Origin of the sequence: Streptomyces odonnellii, assembly GCF_000981895.1 — a bacterium.
Taxonomy (GTDB): Bacteria; Actinomycetota; Actinomycetes; order Streptomycetales; family Streptomycetaceae; genus Streptomyces; species Streptomyces odonnellii.
This window is the reverse complement of sequence record NZ_LATD01000149.1, coordinates 1-15,534: the sequence shown is the minus strand read 5'-3', so window position 1 is coordinate 15,534 and position 15,534 is coordinate 1. Positions and strand designations below refer to the sequence as shown.

At 71.6% G+C, this 15,534-nt stretch carries 11 protein-coding genes; 9 read left to right on the top strand and 2 right to left on the bottom strand.

The annotated features are described in order from the left end of the window. Positions 1–154: 154 nt before the first annotated feature. The 5 genes from WH07_RS15410 to holA all read left to right on the top strand — a co-directional run bounded on the left by WH07_RS15410 (position 155) and on the right by holA (position 6,398). The gene (locus WH07_RS15410; protein WP_046500456.1) at positions 155–1,129 is read left to right on the top strand and encodes a helix-hairpin-helix domain-containing protein; all 975 of its coding nucleotides are present in this window, start codon (positions 155–157) and stop codon (positions 1,127–1,129) included. Further along, complete coding sequence (locus WH07_RS15405; RefSeq protein ID WP_079023245.1) at positions 1,126–3,699, top strand: ComEC/Rec2 family competence protein; 2,574 nt, start codon at positions 1,126–1,128, stop codon at positions 3,697–3,699. The genes WH07_RS15410 and WH07_RS15405 overlap by 4 nt, the downstream gene beginning before the upstream one ends. A 138-nt stretch (positions 3,700–3,837) precedes the next feature. Further along, positions 3,838–4,722 carry a YceI family protein gene (locus tag WH07_RS15400; protein WP_046500455.1) on the top strand — a complete coding sequence of 295 codons (885 nt, stop codon included), beginning with the start codon at positions 3,838–3,840 and terminating at the stop codon, positions 4,720–4,722. Positions 4,723–4,803: 81 nt separating this feature from the next. Continuing rightward, on the top strand, positions 4,804–5,049 hold the full coding sequence (locus WH07_RS15395; protein WP_046500454.1) for a hypothetical protein: 246 nt from the start codon (positions 4,804–4,806) through the stop codon (positions 5,047–5,049). Between the two features lie 356 nt (positions 5,050–5,405). Continuing rightward, positions 5,406–6,398, top strand: a complete 993-nt coding sequence (gene holA, locus WH07_RS15390; protein ID WP_046500453.1) for a DNA polymerase III subunit delta — start codon at positions 5,406–5,408, stop codon at positions 6,396–6,398. A 318-nt stretch (positions 6,399–6,716) separates the two neighbouring features. Here the strand turns inward: holA and rpsT are convergent, their stop codons facing one another. Further along, entirely contained in the window at positions 6,717–6,983 is a 267-nt protein-coding gene (gene rpsT, locus WH07_RS15385; protein ID WP_046500452.1) for a 30S ribosomal protein S20, read from the bottom strand. Between the two features lie 237 nt (positions 6,984–7,220). On the opposite strand from rpsT, the gene lepA reads away from it, so the two are divergent. Then, entirely contained in the window at positions 7,221–9,089 is a 1,869-nt protein-coding gene (gene lepA, locus WH07_RS15380) for a translation elongation factor 4 (RefSeq protein ID WP_046500451.1), read from the top strand. A 313-nt stretch (positions 9,090–9,402) separates the two neighbouring features. Then, positions 9,403–11,292, top strand: a complete 1,890-nt coding sequence (locus WH07_RS15375) for an AMP-dependent synthetase/ligase (protein WP_046500450.1) — start codon at positions 9,403–9,405, stop codon at positions 11,290–11,292. Positions 11,293–11,428: 136 nt separating this feature from the next. Here WH07_RS15375 and WH07_RS15370 read toward each other — a convergent pair whose 3' ends face one another. Beyond that, positions 11,429–12,013, bottom strand: coding sequence for a response regulator (locus tag WH07_RS15370; RefSeq protein ID WP_046500449.1), 585 nt, complete (start codon positions 12,011–12,013; stop codon positions 11,429–11,431). A 332-nt stretch (positions 12,014–12,345) separates the two neighbouring features. Between WH07_RS15370 and WH07_RS15365 the strand changes: the two genes are divergently transcribed. After that, the gene (locus WH07_RS15365) at positions 12,346–14,541 is read left to right on the top strand and encodes a SpoIIE family protein phosphatase (RefSeq protein WP_408645851.1); all 2,196 of its coding nucleotides are present in this window, start codon (positions 12,346–12,348) and stop codon (positions 14,539–14,541) included. Positions 14,542–14,610: 69 nt separating this feature from the next. After that, on the top strand, positions 14,611–15,534 hold a 924-nt coding region (gene hemW, locus WH07_RS15360), incomplete at its 3' end, for a radical SAM family heme chaperone HemW (protein ID WP_046500448.1).

The following is a 15,534-nucleotide window of genomic DNA, read 5'->3' as shown; positions in this document are numbered from 1 at the left end:
GGGCTTGGCCGGGGCCGCGGTGGGGGTTTTGGCGGGGCGTTGCTCGGGTGCTGGGTCGCTCTTATGGGTGAGCGGGTTTTCCACAATCCGTTTGTTGTCCACGGAAATGCGGCCTGTGCAGCGGGGCCGGACGGATGTGCCTACCGTCTGTGACATGACTCTCCGAACACGCTCCGTAACGAGTGGCCCTGGTCGTGCCCCCGGCTCCGATCTCCGCGCCCGCCATGGCCGGGCCCGCGTCCGCACCCGTGCGGCCCTGCCGCATGCCGGGCGCGTGGACGGTACGGGCCCGCCCCCGCCGGATCCGCGCCGCCGCGCGGACGCGCTCTTCGCCCGTGCGCGGGTGCCGGTGGTGACGGCTGTGGATCCGCCGGCCTTTCCCGGAGGCGGAGGCGGCGGAGACGACGGCGGGGCAGGTCAGGCGGTGCGCGGGCGGGCACGGGTGGGTCCCGCGCTGCGGGAGCGGCTGCCGCTGTGGATCCAGCTCAGATGCGGTCTCGAACCGAGGACCCTCGCGGCGCTCGCGGTGGTCCTGGTGGTGGCCGCGATCCTCGCGGCTCAGCACTTCTGGACCGGGCGTCCCCAGTCCGTCGAGGTGCCGGAGGCGGTCGGCGCGGGGGCCGCGGTGCCACGGATGCCGCCCCGTTCGTCACCCTCGGTGGAGCGGGGCCGGGTCGTCGTGGATGTCGGGGGCAAGGTACGGAAGCCGGGGGTGCTGCGGCTGCCGACCGGTTCGCGGGTCGCCGACGCACTGCGCGCGGCCGGTGGTGTGAAGCCCGGCGCGGACATCACAGGGCTCAACCGGGCACGGGTGCTGATGGACGGCGAACAGGTCGTGGTGGGCGGTCCGGCCCCACCGGGCGCGGGCCTCACGGGAGTTGGCCCCGCCGTCGGCCCGGGCACCGGCACGGGCGGCGGCGCCGCGGCGGGGCCCGCCGCGCCGGTCAGTCTCAACTCCGCCACGCTGGAACAGCTCGACACACTCCCCGGAGTGGGGCCCGTACTCGCCCGGCACATCATCGACTACCGCACCGAGCACGGCGGATTCCGGTCCATCGAGGAGCTTCGCGAGGTCAACGGGATCGGCGCGCGCAGGTTCGCGGACCTCCAACCGCTCGTACGGCCATGACGCGCCCCATGGTCCAGGGGCCGGTCGGGCACCGCCCGGACCCTGCGGAGCCGCGTTGGGAGGAGGGGCCGGCCGACCTGCGGCTGGTTCCGCTCGCGCTGGCGGCCTGGGGCGCGGCTGCCCTCGCGGCGGGTGCTCCAGGACTCTGGACGGCTGTCGGTGTGCTGGTGTGTCTGGCGGTGGCGGGGCTGCTGCTCGCCTGGTGCGGTGCCGGGCGGCGGCGGCCGCTGGGCGGTGTCGCCGTCGCGGGGGCACTGCTGTGTGCGTCGGCCGGAGCGGCGTCGGCCGGGCTGCACACCGCGGACGCGCACCGGGGACCCGTGCCCGGCCTCGCGGAGCGGTATGCCCGTGTCTCGGTGGAGTTGACGGTCACCTCCGATCCGCGGTCCACCCGTCCCAGGGTCTTCGGCGACCGGATGACCGGCGGAGGATTTGTGCTCGACGCGGATCTCACGCAGGTGACGGGACCGGGCGGGAGGACCACCACGGGCCGGACACCTGTCCTGGTGATCGCCGGGCCCGGTGAGCACGCCGGCCGGTGGCAGCGGCTGCTGCCCTCCACCCGGCTGCGGCTGACCGGCCGGCTCTCGCCCCCGCTGCACGACGACGACCCGTATGCGGCGGCCCTGCGGGTGGAAGGAAAGGGGCCACCGCGTGTCATCGGACAGCCAACTCGTCTGCAGCGCATGGCCGGAGATCTCCGGGCCGGGTTGCGCGAGGCGACCGACGAACTCGCGCCGGACGCCCGCGCGCTGCTGCCGGGACTGGTCGTCGGCGACACCTCCCGGGTGACCCCCGAGCTGCACGAGGCCTTCACGGCGACCGATCTCACCCACCTGCTGGCCGTCTCCGGAAGCAATCTGACCATTGTGCTCGCCCTGCTGATCGGGCCACCGGGGCTGGCCGTACGGGCGGAGCGGCGCGGACTCGCACCGCGTCTGCGGATCCCGCTGCGGTGGACCGCGCTGGGCGGCGGGGCGCTCACACTCGGTTTTGTGGTCGTCTGCCGGCCGGAGCCCAGTGTGCTGCGGGCCGCCGCCTGCGGGCTGATCACCCTGCTGGCCATCGGCACGGGCCGGCGCAGGACGCTGATTCCCGCGCTGGCCGCCGCCGTCCTGCTGCTGGTGCTGTACGACCCGGAGCTGGCCCGCAGTTACGGCTTCCTCCTCTCCGTGCTGGCCACCGGCTCGCTGCTCGTCATCGGGCCGCGGTGGGCCGACGCGCTGCGGCGGCGCGGGGTGCCTGCACGACTCGCGGAGGCGCTGGCCGCGGCGGGGGCGGCGCAGGCGGTGTGCGCGCCGGTGGTGGCGGTGTTCGCGGCCCGGGTCAGTCTGGTGGCGATCCCGTGCAATCTCCTCGCCGAACTGGCCGTCGCCCCGGCCACGGTTCTCGGGTTCGCGGCCCTCGCCATGGTGCCGGTCGCGATGCCTGTGGCGGAGGCGCTGGCCCGGTGCGGCGGCTGGCCCGCGGGCTGGATCGCGTCCGTCGCCCGCGGTGGCGCGGCCCTGCCGGGTGCGGGGATCACCTGGCCGGGCGGCTGGCGGGGCGGGCTGCTGCTGGCCGCGCTGACGGTCCTGGTCGTGTTCGCCGTACGACGGATCCCGCGCCATCCCTGGACGGCCGCGGCCTGTGCGGTGTTCCTGCTGCTCGCGGTCATGCGGCCGCCGCCGTTCACCCGGATCGTCACCGGCTGGCCGCCGCCGGGCTGGGCGTTCGCGATGTGTGATGTGGGACAGGGCGACATGGCGGTGCTCGCGGCGGGGGAGGGGACGGCGGTGGTGGTGGACACCGGTCCCGAACCCGGGCCGGCCGACCGGTGTCTGCGGGATCTCGGGGTCACGCGCGTTCCGCTGCTGCTGCTCACCCACTTCCACGCCGACCATGTGGCCGGGCTGCCCGGTGTGCTGCGGGGCAGGGCGGTCGGCGCGATCCAGACGACGACGTCCGAAGAGCCGCCGGAGCAGGCCGCGTTCGTACGGAGGACCGCCGCCGGGGCGGGGGTGCCCGTCGTCCGCGCGGAGCCGGGGGAGCGTCGGCGGACCGGGCCGCTCACCTGGCGGGTGCTGTGGCCCCGGCCCGGTCCGGGGCCGGTCGGCGAGGAGCCCAACGACTCCAGCGTCACGCTGTTCGTAGGGGTCGAGCGAGGCCCCGCGCTGTTGCTGCTCGGTGATCTTGAACCGCCCGCTCAGCAGGGCCTGTTGAGCGACTGGCCGGTGCTGCCGCCGGTGGATGTGCTCAAAGTGGCCCACCACGGTTCGCCGTTCCAGGATCCGGGGCTGCTACGAGCGGTCCGGCCCCGGCTCGCCCTGATCTCCGCCGGCCGGGACAACCCGTACGGCCACCCGTCACCCCGCACGGTCGGGGCGCTGCGTGCCGCGGGAGCGGCGGTGCTGCGGACGGACATGGATGGCGCGATCGCGGTGGTGGGAGCGGGCGCGGGGCTGCGCGCGGTGCCCCGGGGCCGGTCCGGTCCGGAGGCCGCTCGGGCCGGGAGCGCGGGGCATATGGCGCGGGGTCCGCCCGGGGCGGGGGGCTCCGGCAATCTTCCGTCGGCGGTGTGTAGTACCTGAGTTCGCTATCTGTCCGTACGTTTGCCTCGAACGGGGCACGGGTGGTCGAATGCCTACTCGTCATGGGTCGCCGCCCCGACAAGGATGTCCGGCCGTGCGCGGCCCCGCAGAGCCCGAACGCACAGAGGTACGTACAGCATGATGAGCCGCCTTCTCGGCCGACGGACGGCCACGCAGCAGAGAAACAACCCGCTCGCGGGACTGTCCGTGCCGCCCGGTGCGGGTCTGCTGATCTGCCGGGTCCTCGACCCGGTCAACGAGCCTGTCGTACGGGCCGAGTTCACGGTGAGCGACAGTGGCGGCCGCAAGATCGTGAGCGGGGAGACCGACCCGTTCGGCATGATCGTGGCGATGGTCCCCTTCGGGGAGTACCGGGTGGCCATCTCGGCCGACAGCTTCACTCCGTACCGGGGCAACGCGTGGATCACCGACGGAGCGGACTCCTCGGGCCTGGGGGACATCACCCTTCAGGTGGCGCCGTCGCTTCCGCTGCCCGCCCCCGGCGAATGGGAGATCGAACCGGCCCACTCACGGATCGGTTTCATCGCACGTCACATCGGACTCGCCCGGGTCCACGGGCGGTTCGACAACTTCGCCGGGGCGATCAGGATCGGCGAGACGATGGACGAGTCGGCGATGCATGTGGTCATCGGTGCCGCGTCTATCGACACCAGTGTGCAGATGCGTGACGACCATCTGCGGTCGGCCGACTTCCTCGATGTGGCCAACTACCCGACGCTGGAGTTCTACAGCGACCGCTTCGTCCACCGGGGCGGCAACAACTGGGGGGTCACCGGGGCGCTCACCCTGCACGGCGTGACCCGGACCATCACCCTCGACACCCAATACCTGGGCATAGGCAACGGAATGGAGGGCGAGACCCGCGCGGCCGTCCGCGCCACCACCGAACTGCACCGCGAGGACTACACCGTCAACTGGCAGTCGATGCTCGCGCGGGGCATCGCGGTCGTGGGATCCAGCATCAAGATCGAGATGGATATCCAGATCGTCCCCAAGGGCTGATCACCCGCCCCGGCGGACCGGTCCGGCCGCGACGACTGGCCGGAGCGACTGGCCGGAGCGACCGGCTGGGACAATACGGCCGTGAGCGATGTGAGACATGTACTGGTCCTGCCCGACCGCGAGGCCGCGGAAGAAGTGGCGCAGGCGCTGGGTGAGCGGTTCGGCGCGGGCGACGAACCGCGGGTGATCCGGGACGCTCTGGCCGGCGAGGACGACGCCGAGGACGCCCAGTGGCTGGTGGTCGTGGAGGACCCGGAGGCGCGGCTGGACGGCGCGGCGCTGGACGAGTTCGTGGCGGACTGGGACGGCTGGCGGGAAGCGTACTGAGCCGGGCACCGGCAGCGGCTTGCACCAACAACAACCGTGCGACCCGGCCGAGCAGCCCGGCCGGCCGTGCGCCCGACCGACCGCGCCTGATCGAGCGACCTGACTGAGCAGCCGACCGATCGAGCGCCCGAGCGGGCGATCTGACCGGCGGCGAGCGACCTGGCCCACCGGACGACCCCGACCGACGCCGAGCAAACTGGTCGGCCGGACGACCTCGACCGACGCCGAGCTTGCTGGTCGGCCTGGCGACCCCGACCGGCGCCGAGCGGGGTCGTCCCCGACCGGCGCCCGCGCCGGAGTTCGCCCCTTGGGCCGACGGCCCGCGCTGTCAGTGGTGCGTGCCATGCTGGAGCGCGATGGCCACCAGAAAGTCTTCCCCCGACGATCTCCTCGCCCCGGTCACGCTCGCCGTGGGCCAGGAGGACCTGCTGCTCGACCGCGCCGTGCAGCAGGTCGTGGCGGCGGCCCGCGCAGCCGACGCCGACACGGATGTCCGCGACCTCGCCTCGGACCAGCTCCAGCCCGGCACCCTCGCCGAGCTGACCAGCCCGTCGCTGTTCGCCGAGCGCAAGGTCGTCGTCGTACGGAACGCGCAGGACCTCTCCGCCGACACGGTCAAGGACGTCAAGGCCTATCTCGACGCCCCGGTCGAGGAGATCACCCTCGTCCTGCTGCACGCGGGAGGGGCCAAGGGCAAGGCGCTGCTGGACGCGGCGCGCAAGGCCGGGGCCCGTGAGGTGGCCTGCCCCAAGACGACCAAGCCCGCCGAGCGGCTCACCTTCGTACGCTCCGAGTTCCGCGCGCTGGGCCGCTCGGCCACCCCCGAGGCCTGCCAGGCGCTGGTCGACTCGATCGGCAGCGACCTGCGCGAGCTGGCGAGCGCAGTCTCCCAGCTCGCCGCCGATGTCGAGGGCACGATCGACGAGGCGGTCGTCGGGCGGTACTACACGGGCCGGGCCGAGGCGTCGAGCTTCACCGTGGCCGACCGCGCGGTCGAGGGCAGGGCGGCCGAGGCGCTCGAAGCGCTGCGCTGGTCGCTGTCGACGGGCGTCGCTCCCGTACTGATCACCAGTGCCCTCGCCCAGGGCGTGCGGGCCATCGGCAAGCTGTCGTCGGCGCGCGGCGGCAGGCCCGCGGATCTCGCCCGCGAGCTGGGGATGCCGCCCTGGAAGATCGACCGGGTGCGCCAGCAGATGCGCGGCTGGACCCCGGACGGAGTGGCGGTGGCGCTGCGGGCCGTCGCCGAGGCCGACGCCGGAGTGAAGGGCGGCGGCGACGATCCGGAGTACGCGCTGGAGAAGGCGGTCGTCGCGATCGCCCGCGCCGCCCGCTCCGGCCGCGGAAACTGACCGTCCTCAGCCGGGCGCCAGGCGGCCCCTCGTATACGGCGGCCCTCCGTCCACGCCGGCCTCGTACCCCGCCGTAGCGCCCGCCACAGCGCGTACCCACACGTATGACGAAGGCACCGCGCATGACGAAGGCACACGCATGACGAAGGCCCCGGTGCCGGCCTGGGGAAGGGCGGCGCCGGGGCCCGGCGTCTTGAGACTGGACTCGTACCCGCGTGGCGAACGCAGTCGCGTACGAGCCCGGGAGTGCCGGTCAGGAGCGGTAGAGAGGGCCCGCTGAGTCCCTTCCGGCGGTCAAATCAAGTGGAGCGGAACAGCTCAGCCCTGAAGGGAGGCGACCTTGACAGCCAGCGCCGACTTCTTGTTGGCGGCGGTGTTCTTGTGGATGACACCCTTCGAGACGGCCTTGTCGAGCTTGCGGGACGCCTCGCGAGCGGCCACGGTGGCCTTCTCGACGTCACCCTCGGCAGCGGCCTCACGGGCCTTGCGGATCGCGGTCTTCAGCGACGACTTGACAGCCTTGTTGCGCAGGCGTGCCTTCTCGTTGGTCTTGTTCCGCTTGATCTGGGACTTGATGTTCGCCACGTTTTTACAGCCTTCTCAGCTTTGATGAATCAGATGAATCAATAGCGTCGATGAGTAAGTGAACCGCTCATCCGTCCCGAACCGAGATGGCGCGAGACACAGCGCACCACGCTACCAGCCACCCTCGGACCCGCCCAAACCCGGCGCAGTCCCGCACCCATGGGACCATGGAGGCTACGTATCGATCCGCGTCCACCCGAGACGAGACGCCGCGCGTCTCAAGAATCAGGACCCCGCGTGCCCGCGACCCCTACCAACGTGCCCGAGCCGAGCCGCACGGACCCTTCGCTGCTCCGCAACTTCTGCATCATCGCGCACATCGACCACGGCAAGTCGACGCTCGCCGACCGGATGCTCCAGCTCACCGGAGTCGTCGACTCGCGGCAGATGCGTGCTCAGTACCTCGACCGTATGGACATCGAGCGCGAGCGCGGCATCACGATCAAGTCCCAGGCGGTCCGGCTGCCCTGGGCCCCCCGCACGGGTGAGGACCAGGGCACGACCCATATCCTCAATATGATCGACACGCCGGGCCATGTGGACTTCACGTACGAGGTGTCCCGTTCGCTCGCGGCCTGCGAAGGCACGATCCTCCTGGTGGACGCCGCCCAGGGCATCGAGGCGCAGACGCTCGCCAACCTCTATCTGGCGATGGAGAACGACCTCACCATCGTCCCGGTGCTGAACAAGATCGATCTCCCGGCCGCGCAGCCCGAGAAGTTCTCCGAGGAGCTGGCGAACCTCATCGGCTGCGGCCCCGAGGACGTCCTCAAGGTCTCGGCGAAGACCGGTGTCGGTGTGGACGCCCTGCTCGACCGGGTGGTCGCGGACGTCCCGGCGCCGGTCGGGGTCGCGGACGCCCCCGCCCGCGCGATGATCTTCGACTCGGTCTACGACTCGTACCGCGGTGTCGTGACGTACGTACGAGTCATCGACGGCCAGCTCAACAAGCGCGAGCGGATCCGGATGATGTCCACCGGGGCCGCGCACGAGCTGCTGGAGATCGGTACGAACTCCCCGGAGATGCTGCCGGCAGACGGCCTCGGCGTCGGCGAGGTCGGCTATCTGATCACCGGCGTGAAGGACGTACGCCAGTCCAAGGTCGGTGACACGATCACCACGCTCACCCATGGGGCCACCGAGGCGCTCGGCGGGTACAAGGACCCCAAGCCGATGGTGTTCTCCGGTCTCTATCCGCTGGACGGCTCGGACTACCCCGAACTGCGCGACGCCCTCGACAAGCTTCAGCTCAATGACGCGGCCCTGGTCTACGAGCCCGAGACCTCCGCGGCCCTCGGCTTCGGCTTCCGTGTCGGCTTCCTCGGGCTGCTGCACCTCGATGTGATCAGGGAGCGGCTGGAGCGCGAGTTCGGCCTCGACCTGATCGCGACCGCCCCCAACGTCGTCTACCGCGTACTGATGGAGGACGGTAAGGAGCACACGGTCACCAATCCGAGTGAATTCCCCGAGGGGAAAATTGACTCGGTGCATGAACCGGTCGTACGGGCCACGATCCTCGCCCCCAGCGAGTTCATCGGCTCGATCATGGAGCTGTGCCAGAACCGCCGCGGCACCCTGCTGGGCATGGACTATCTCTCCGAGGACCGGGTCGAGATCCGCTACACCCTGCCGCTCGCCGAGATCGTCTTCGACTTCTTCGACCAGCTCAAGTCAAAGACCCGGGGCTATGCCTCGCTGGACTACGAGCCCACGGGCGAGCAGACCGCCCAGCTCGTCAAGGTCGACATCCTGCTGCACGGCGACAAGGTCGACGCCTTCTCGGCGATCACCCACCGGGACCAGGCGTACGCGTACGGGGTGCGGCTCGTCGCCAAGCTGCGCGAGCTGATCCCGCGCCAGGCGTTCGAGGTGCCCATCCAGGCCGCCATCGGCTCCCGGGTGATCGCCCGCGAGACGATCCGCGCCATCCGCAAGGACGTCCTCGCCAAGTGCTACGGCGGTGACATCTCCCGGAAGCGGAAGCTGCTGGAGAAGCAGAAGGAAGGCAAGAAGCGGATGAAGATGGTCGGCAGTGTGGAGGTCCCGCAGGAGGCCTTCATCGCGGTGCTGTCCAGCGACGAGTCCGGCGGCAAGGCGAAGAAGTAGCGGCGAAGAAGCAGCGGTGGCGCCGCCCGCCGCGGGCGCCATCGGCGAGGGTCCTTCACACCGCGGTGTGAAGGACCCTCGCCCGTTCCCCGCTCCTCATCGTCCGTTCCTTGCTCCTCATCGCCCTCCATCGCTCCTCATCGCTTTTCAAGCGGCGCCGTACTGCCTCTTACGCACCGGCCGGGTCCCCTCTAGTCTGATCACTGAGCCGTAGTTACTCGCCGGTTAGTTACCCGGCGGTCACCCGGCGGTCATGGTTCAGCCGCACGGTTCAGTTCAGTCACGCAGCGCAGCCGCGGGCCCGGAGGACGTCGTGAGCGACACACAGACCTTGATCGAGAACCGGCCGCCCTCCGTGGCGACCCTCTTCATTGAGCGCGTGGCTGCCACGCCGGACGCGGAGGCCTACCGCTACCCCGTCCCCCGCCCCTCCGGCCGGGGCCCCGACGAATGGCGCTCGCTGAGCTGGAGCCAGGCGGCGGAACGGGTGTACGCCATCGCCGCCGGCCTGATCGCGCTGGGCGTGGAGCCGGAGGAGCGTGTCGCGCTCGCCGCCGCCACCCGCGTCGAATGGATCCTCGCCGACTTCGGGGTGATGTGCGCGGGCGCCGCGACCACCACGGTCTACCCGTCGACCAACACCGAGGAGTCCGCGTACATCCTCGCCGACTCCGACAGCCGGGTCCTGATCGCGGAGGACGCCGCCCAGCTCGCCAAGGCCCGTGAGCGCCGGGCCGAACTGCCGCGGCTCGCCCATGTCGTGGTGATCGACACCGCCGACGCGCTGCCCGCCGAGGGCGACCCGGACGGCTGGGTGCTGTCCCTGGCGGATCTGGAGACGCGCGGCACCGAGTATCTGCTCACCCACCCGGAAGCGGTCAAGGAGCGGGTCGGCGCCATCACCGCCACCCAGCTCGCCACTCTGATCTACACCTCGGGAACCACCGGCCGCCCCAAGGGCGTACGCCTGGCACACGACAGTTGGTCGTACATGGCCAAGGCCATCGCCGCCACCAATCTGCTCAGCAAGGACGATGTGCAGTATCTGTGGCTGCCGCTCGCCCATGTCTTCGGCAAGGTGCTGACCTCGGGGCATGTCGAGGTCGGGCACATCACCGCCGTGGACGGCCGTGTCGACAAGATCATCGAGAATCTGCCGGTCGTCCAGCCGACCTACATGGCGGCCGTGCCGCGCATCTTCGAGAAGGTCTACAACGGGGTCGCGGCCAAGGCCCGGGCCGGCGGTCCCGCCAAGTACCGGATCTTCAAATGGGCCGCCGGGATCGCCCGCGAGTACGCCAGGACCGGCCAGGACAACTTCCGTCGTACGGGGACCGCTTCCGTACCGTTCGCCCTCAACGCGCAGCACAGGATCGCCGACGCGCTCGTCTACGCCAAGCTGCGCGAGGCGTTCGGCGGGCGGCTGCGCGCCGCGATCTCCGGTTCCGCCGCGCTGGCGCCCGACATCGGCTACTTCTTCTCCGGCGCGGGCATCCACATCCTGGAGGGATACGGACTGACCGAGTCCAGCGCCGCCAGCTTCGTGAACCCGGGGGAGGCGTACCGTACCGGCACGGTCGGCAAGCCGCTGCCCGGCACCGAGGTGCGGATCGCGGACGACGGCGAGATCCTGCTGCGCAGCCCGGGGATCATGGCCGGATACCACGGACTGCCCGAGAAGACCGCCGAAGTGCTGGAGCCCGACGGCTGGTTCCACACCGGTGACATCGGCGAGCTGTCCCCCGACGGCTATCTGCGGATCACCGACCGCAAGAAGGACCTGATCAAGACGTCGGGCGGCAAGTACATCGCGCCGGCGGAGGTCGAGGGCCAGTTCAAGGCGGTGTGCCCGTTCGTCTCCAACATCCTGGTGCACGGAGCCGACCGCAACTTCTGTACGGCGCTGATCGCGCTCGACGAGCCGACGATCCTCGGCTGGGCGGCGGAGAACGGCATGGGCGGCATGCCGTACGCCGATGTGGTCGCCTCCGCGCAGGTACGGCAGCTCATCGACGGCTATGTGCGGCGGCTCAACGCGGGGCTCCAGCGCTGGCAGACCATCAAGAAGTTCCGGCTGCTGCCGCGCGACCTGGATGTCGAGCACGGCGAGCTGACGCCGAGCCTCAAGCTCAAGCGGCCGGTGGTGGAGCGGGAGTACAAGGACCTGATCGAGGAGATGTACGAGGGGACGCGGGAGGTCTGAGGGGTCCGGGTGGCCCCGAGGTGCCTGGGAGGTCTGAGGTGCTTGAGGTGCCCGGGCGGCTGGGGGTTCTGGGTGGCCTGAGAGCTCCGGGTGGCTGAGGGGTCCGAGTGGCCCGGGCGGGCCGCGACGGCCGCTGCTACCGCTCCTGTTCCCGTCGCAGCTCGCCGAGCGTCTCGCCGATACGGGCGAGATGCTTGCCCAGCGCCGCGAGATCGTCCGGCGCGCACCGCCGCAGCTCCTCCTCGATCGACGTCAGCCGGCCCGCTATCTCCCCCAACTGCTCGCGCTCGCGCGCCAGCAGCCGCTCCACCTCCCTGTTCTTGCGGTGCAGATCCAGGAAGACGCTGACCTTGGCGCGTAACACCCAGGGGTCGAAGGGCTTGGCGAGAAAGTCCGCCGCGCCCGTGGCGTACCCGTGGAAGGCGTAACCCCCGCCGGACTCGGCCTCGTTCAGAAATATGATCGGGATGTCCTTCGCGTGATCGAGCCGTTTGATGTGGTAAGCCGTCTCGAAACCGTCCATGCCCGGCATCCGGACATCGAGCAGGATCACCGCGAACGGCCGCAGCAGCAGCTCCCGTACCGCCTCTTCGCCGGAGCGGGCCCGTACGAGCGTCTGGTCCAGGGAGGCCAGGACCGCTTCCAGCGCGTCGAGATTGTCCTCCATGTCATCGACGAGAAGGATGCTCGCCCGCTCGGTGGTGGCTGTTGACCTGCTCATCCGGGTCTCCTTGTCGGCCCTCGGCGGCCCCTTGGTTCTCGGCCCCGGCCTTCGACATCGAGCTACGGGCCCCTGCCCCGGCCCTCGGCTGTCGTCCGGCGGGGGCAAGACTGCTCTGTCCGGCGCGGTTTCGCACGTCGTTCCCGGGGTTTGAGACCGTGTCGCCGGTGCCCCTCCCGGGGTGCAGCCCGGCGTCGCCGGGAGCTGGCTGTTCTGCCAACTTCAAGCAAATATCTGCCCACTTCGATAACTCGGCGCATATGAGCGCGCTCCGTCTGTCACTCTGTCGGGATCGTAAGTGGCACAACTCCAGAACGGGATCAGGAGCCGCAGTGGGGCCCATTCCGATTCCGCGCGAGCCGTCGCATCGTCCGGCACTTCCGGTGCCGTTACGGCAGGACGCGCGGTCGACATCACGTACCAGCCTGCCCGGCAACCCGCTCGCGCCGTCCGCCGCGCGCCGTTTCGCCCGCGCGGCCCTGGCCGACTGGACCGGCCAGGGCCTGCTGGCCACCTGTACTTTCTGCCGGGGCGACGGGGGGTGCGCCCCCGGGCGGCACAGCACCGACCTGCTCGCGGACGACGCGGCGGTGATCGTCAGCGAACTCGTCACCAACGCCGTGGTGCACGCCGGGACCACCGTCGAGCTGCTCTGCCGCCTCGAAGACGCCTCCGAGGACGCCTCGGGAACGGTGGACGAACCGGCCGCCCTGGTCCTCGAAGTCTCCGACCACCATCCCGCGCGCGTCATACAGAGCGACGCGGAGGGGCAGGGGCCGTCCGGGACACCCGAGTACGGCCGGGGGCTGCACCTCGTCGCCTCCCTCGCCGAACGGTGGGGCATCACCTACCGCCCCGGGCTCAAGACCGTCTGGGCCCGGCTGCCGCTCGAAGGCCGGGACGCGGGGCCGGGGCAGCCGGCCGAGCCCGCGGTGCGCCGGGGGCTACGGGCCGCGGAGATCCTGGCGCCCGCGTCGCGGCGGGCCGTACGGGACGATCCCGAGTGGGTCGGCCGGGGCGCGCTGTCCTTTCTCGCCGAGGCCTCCGAACTGCTCGCGGGGCAGCTCGACGAGGACCTGATCGCGGCGCTGGCGGGGCAGTTGCTGGTGCCGCGGCTCGCGGACTGGTGCGCGGTCTGGCTGGACGGCGAGAGCGGACAGGCCGGCAACGCGCCCCGGCTCGTGCGGGTCTGGCACGCCGACGAGTCCAGGACCGGGGAGCTGCGGGCGGTCCTGGAGAAGGAGCCGCCGCGGCTGCCGGATCTGCCACGGGGCGGTGCGGTAAGGGTGCCATGGCAGGGCGGGGGCGGTACGGGCGCCGGCACGGGCGGTACGGGCCCCGGTGGTACGGGCACGGGCCGGGGCGGTACGGGTACCACGGGCGCCGGTACGGGCGGTCCTGAGGCGGGCGCGGGCGCGAACCCCACGGACGCCACGGACTCGGGCGCCGATGCCGCCGGACGCGGCGGCGTCGGCTGCGAGGGCGCCCTCGCCTGCCGGCTCGTCGCGAACGGGCGCGCGCTCGGCACCCTCATGCTCGGCAGACCCGGCGGGGCCGGCGTCCCCGACGAAGTGACCGCCCTCGTGGAGGATTTCGCGCGCCGCGTCGCCCTCGCCATCGGCGCGGCCCGCCGCTACAGCCGCCAGGTCACCATCAGCCGCGTACTGCAACGCGGTCTGCTGCCCAGCCAGGTCGCCCGTATCCCCGGTGTCGCCAGCTCCCTGGTGTACGAACCGAGCGACGAGGGGCTCGCGGGCGGCGACTTCTACGACGTCTTCCCCTGCCCGCCGGGCAACCGCTGGTGCTTCATGCTCGGCGATGTCCAGGGCAGCGGCCCCGAGGCGGCCGTCGTCACCGGCCTCGCCCGCCCGTGGCTACGGCTGCTGGCCCGCGAGGGCTACCGCGTCGGCGGGGTCCTCGACCGGCTCAACCGGCTGCTCCTCGACGACGCCACGGAGGCGGCCGAATCGGCGTCCCTGGTCGTCGCGGCGGCGACCGGGACCGGTCCTGGTACCAGTACCGACGGCGTCGGCGGCGGTGGTGCGGGCGTGGGCGCGGGTGCGGGTGCGCCGGGTTCCGTGCCGGCTCCGGGTGAGGGCGGCGGGCAGGCGCGCTTCCTTTCGCTGCTGTACGGCGAGCTGATGCCGCTGGCGGGCGCCGGAGGCGGCGTACGGTGCACACTCGCCAGCGCCGGTCATCCGCTGCCGCTGCTCCTGCGGCCCGACGGGACGGTACGGGTGGCCGCGGAGCCGCAGCTTCTGCTCGGGGTCGAGGAGGACGTCAGGTACGAGAGCCGTACGTTCGACCTGGAGCCCGGCGACACGCTGCTCTGTGTCACCGACGGGGTGACGGAGCGGCGCTCGGGGCCGCGGATGTTCGACGACGGCGACGGGCTCGCGCGGGTCCTGGCGGGGTGTGTGGGGCTGACGGCGCAGGGGGTCGCGGACCGGATACGGACAGCGGTGCACGAGTTCGCGGATACACCGCCGGGCGACGATCTGGCGCTGCTGGTGCTCCAGGCGGAGTGATTAGGGGCCCGGACACGGCGCCGGAACCGCGCGGACCGGGCAGCCCGGCCCGTACGGGACACTGGACGCATGCCTTCCGCACTGCCAGACGGCGAGCCCGTACCCGAGACCGGAGCGCTGCCCGCGCATGCGCTGACGGGCGCGGCGGACCGGCCGCTCGGCTTCTACCTGCACGTTCCGTACTGCGCGAGCCGCTGCGGCTACTGCGACTTCAACACGTACACGGCGACCGAGCTGCGCGGCTCGGGCGGTGTGCTGGCCTCCCGCGACAACTACGCCTCGGCCCTCGTCGACGAGGTACGGCTGGCCAGGAAGGTGCTGGGCGACGACCCGAGGCCCGTCCGTACGGTTTTCGTCGGCGGCGGTACGCCCACGCTGCTGGCGGCCGGGGACCTGGTACGGATGCTGGGGGCGGTCCGGGACGAGTTCGGGCTGACGGACGACGCCGAGATCACCACGGAGGCGAATCCGGAATCGGTCGGTCCGGAGTATCTGGCGGCGCTGCGGGAGGGCGGCTTCAACCGGATCTCCTTCGGGATGCAGAGCGCGAAGCAGCACGTACTGAAGGTGCTTGACCGTACGCATACGCCCGGCCGGCCGGAGGAGTGCGTGGCGGAGGCCCGCGCGGCCGGGTTCGAGCATGTGAACCTCGACCTGATCTACGGCACGCCGGGGGAGAGCGACGACGACTGGCGCGACTCGCTGGCGGCGGCGGTGGGGGCGGGGCCCGACCATGTCTCGGCGTACGCGCTGATCGTGGAGGAGGGCACGGGGCTGGCGCGGCGGATCCGGCGCGGCGAGGTCCCGATGACGGACGACGACGAGCACGCGGACCGGTATCTGATCGCGGACGCGGTGCTGGAGGAGGCGGGCTTCTCCTGGTACGAGGTGTCCAACTGGGCCACTTCGGAGGCGGCCCGCTGTCTGCACAACGAGCTGTACTGGCGCGGCGCGGACTGGTGGGGCGCGGGGCCGGGGGCGCACAGCCATGTG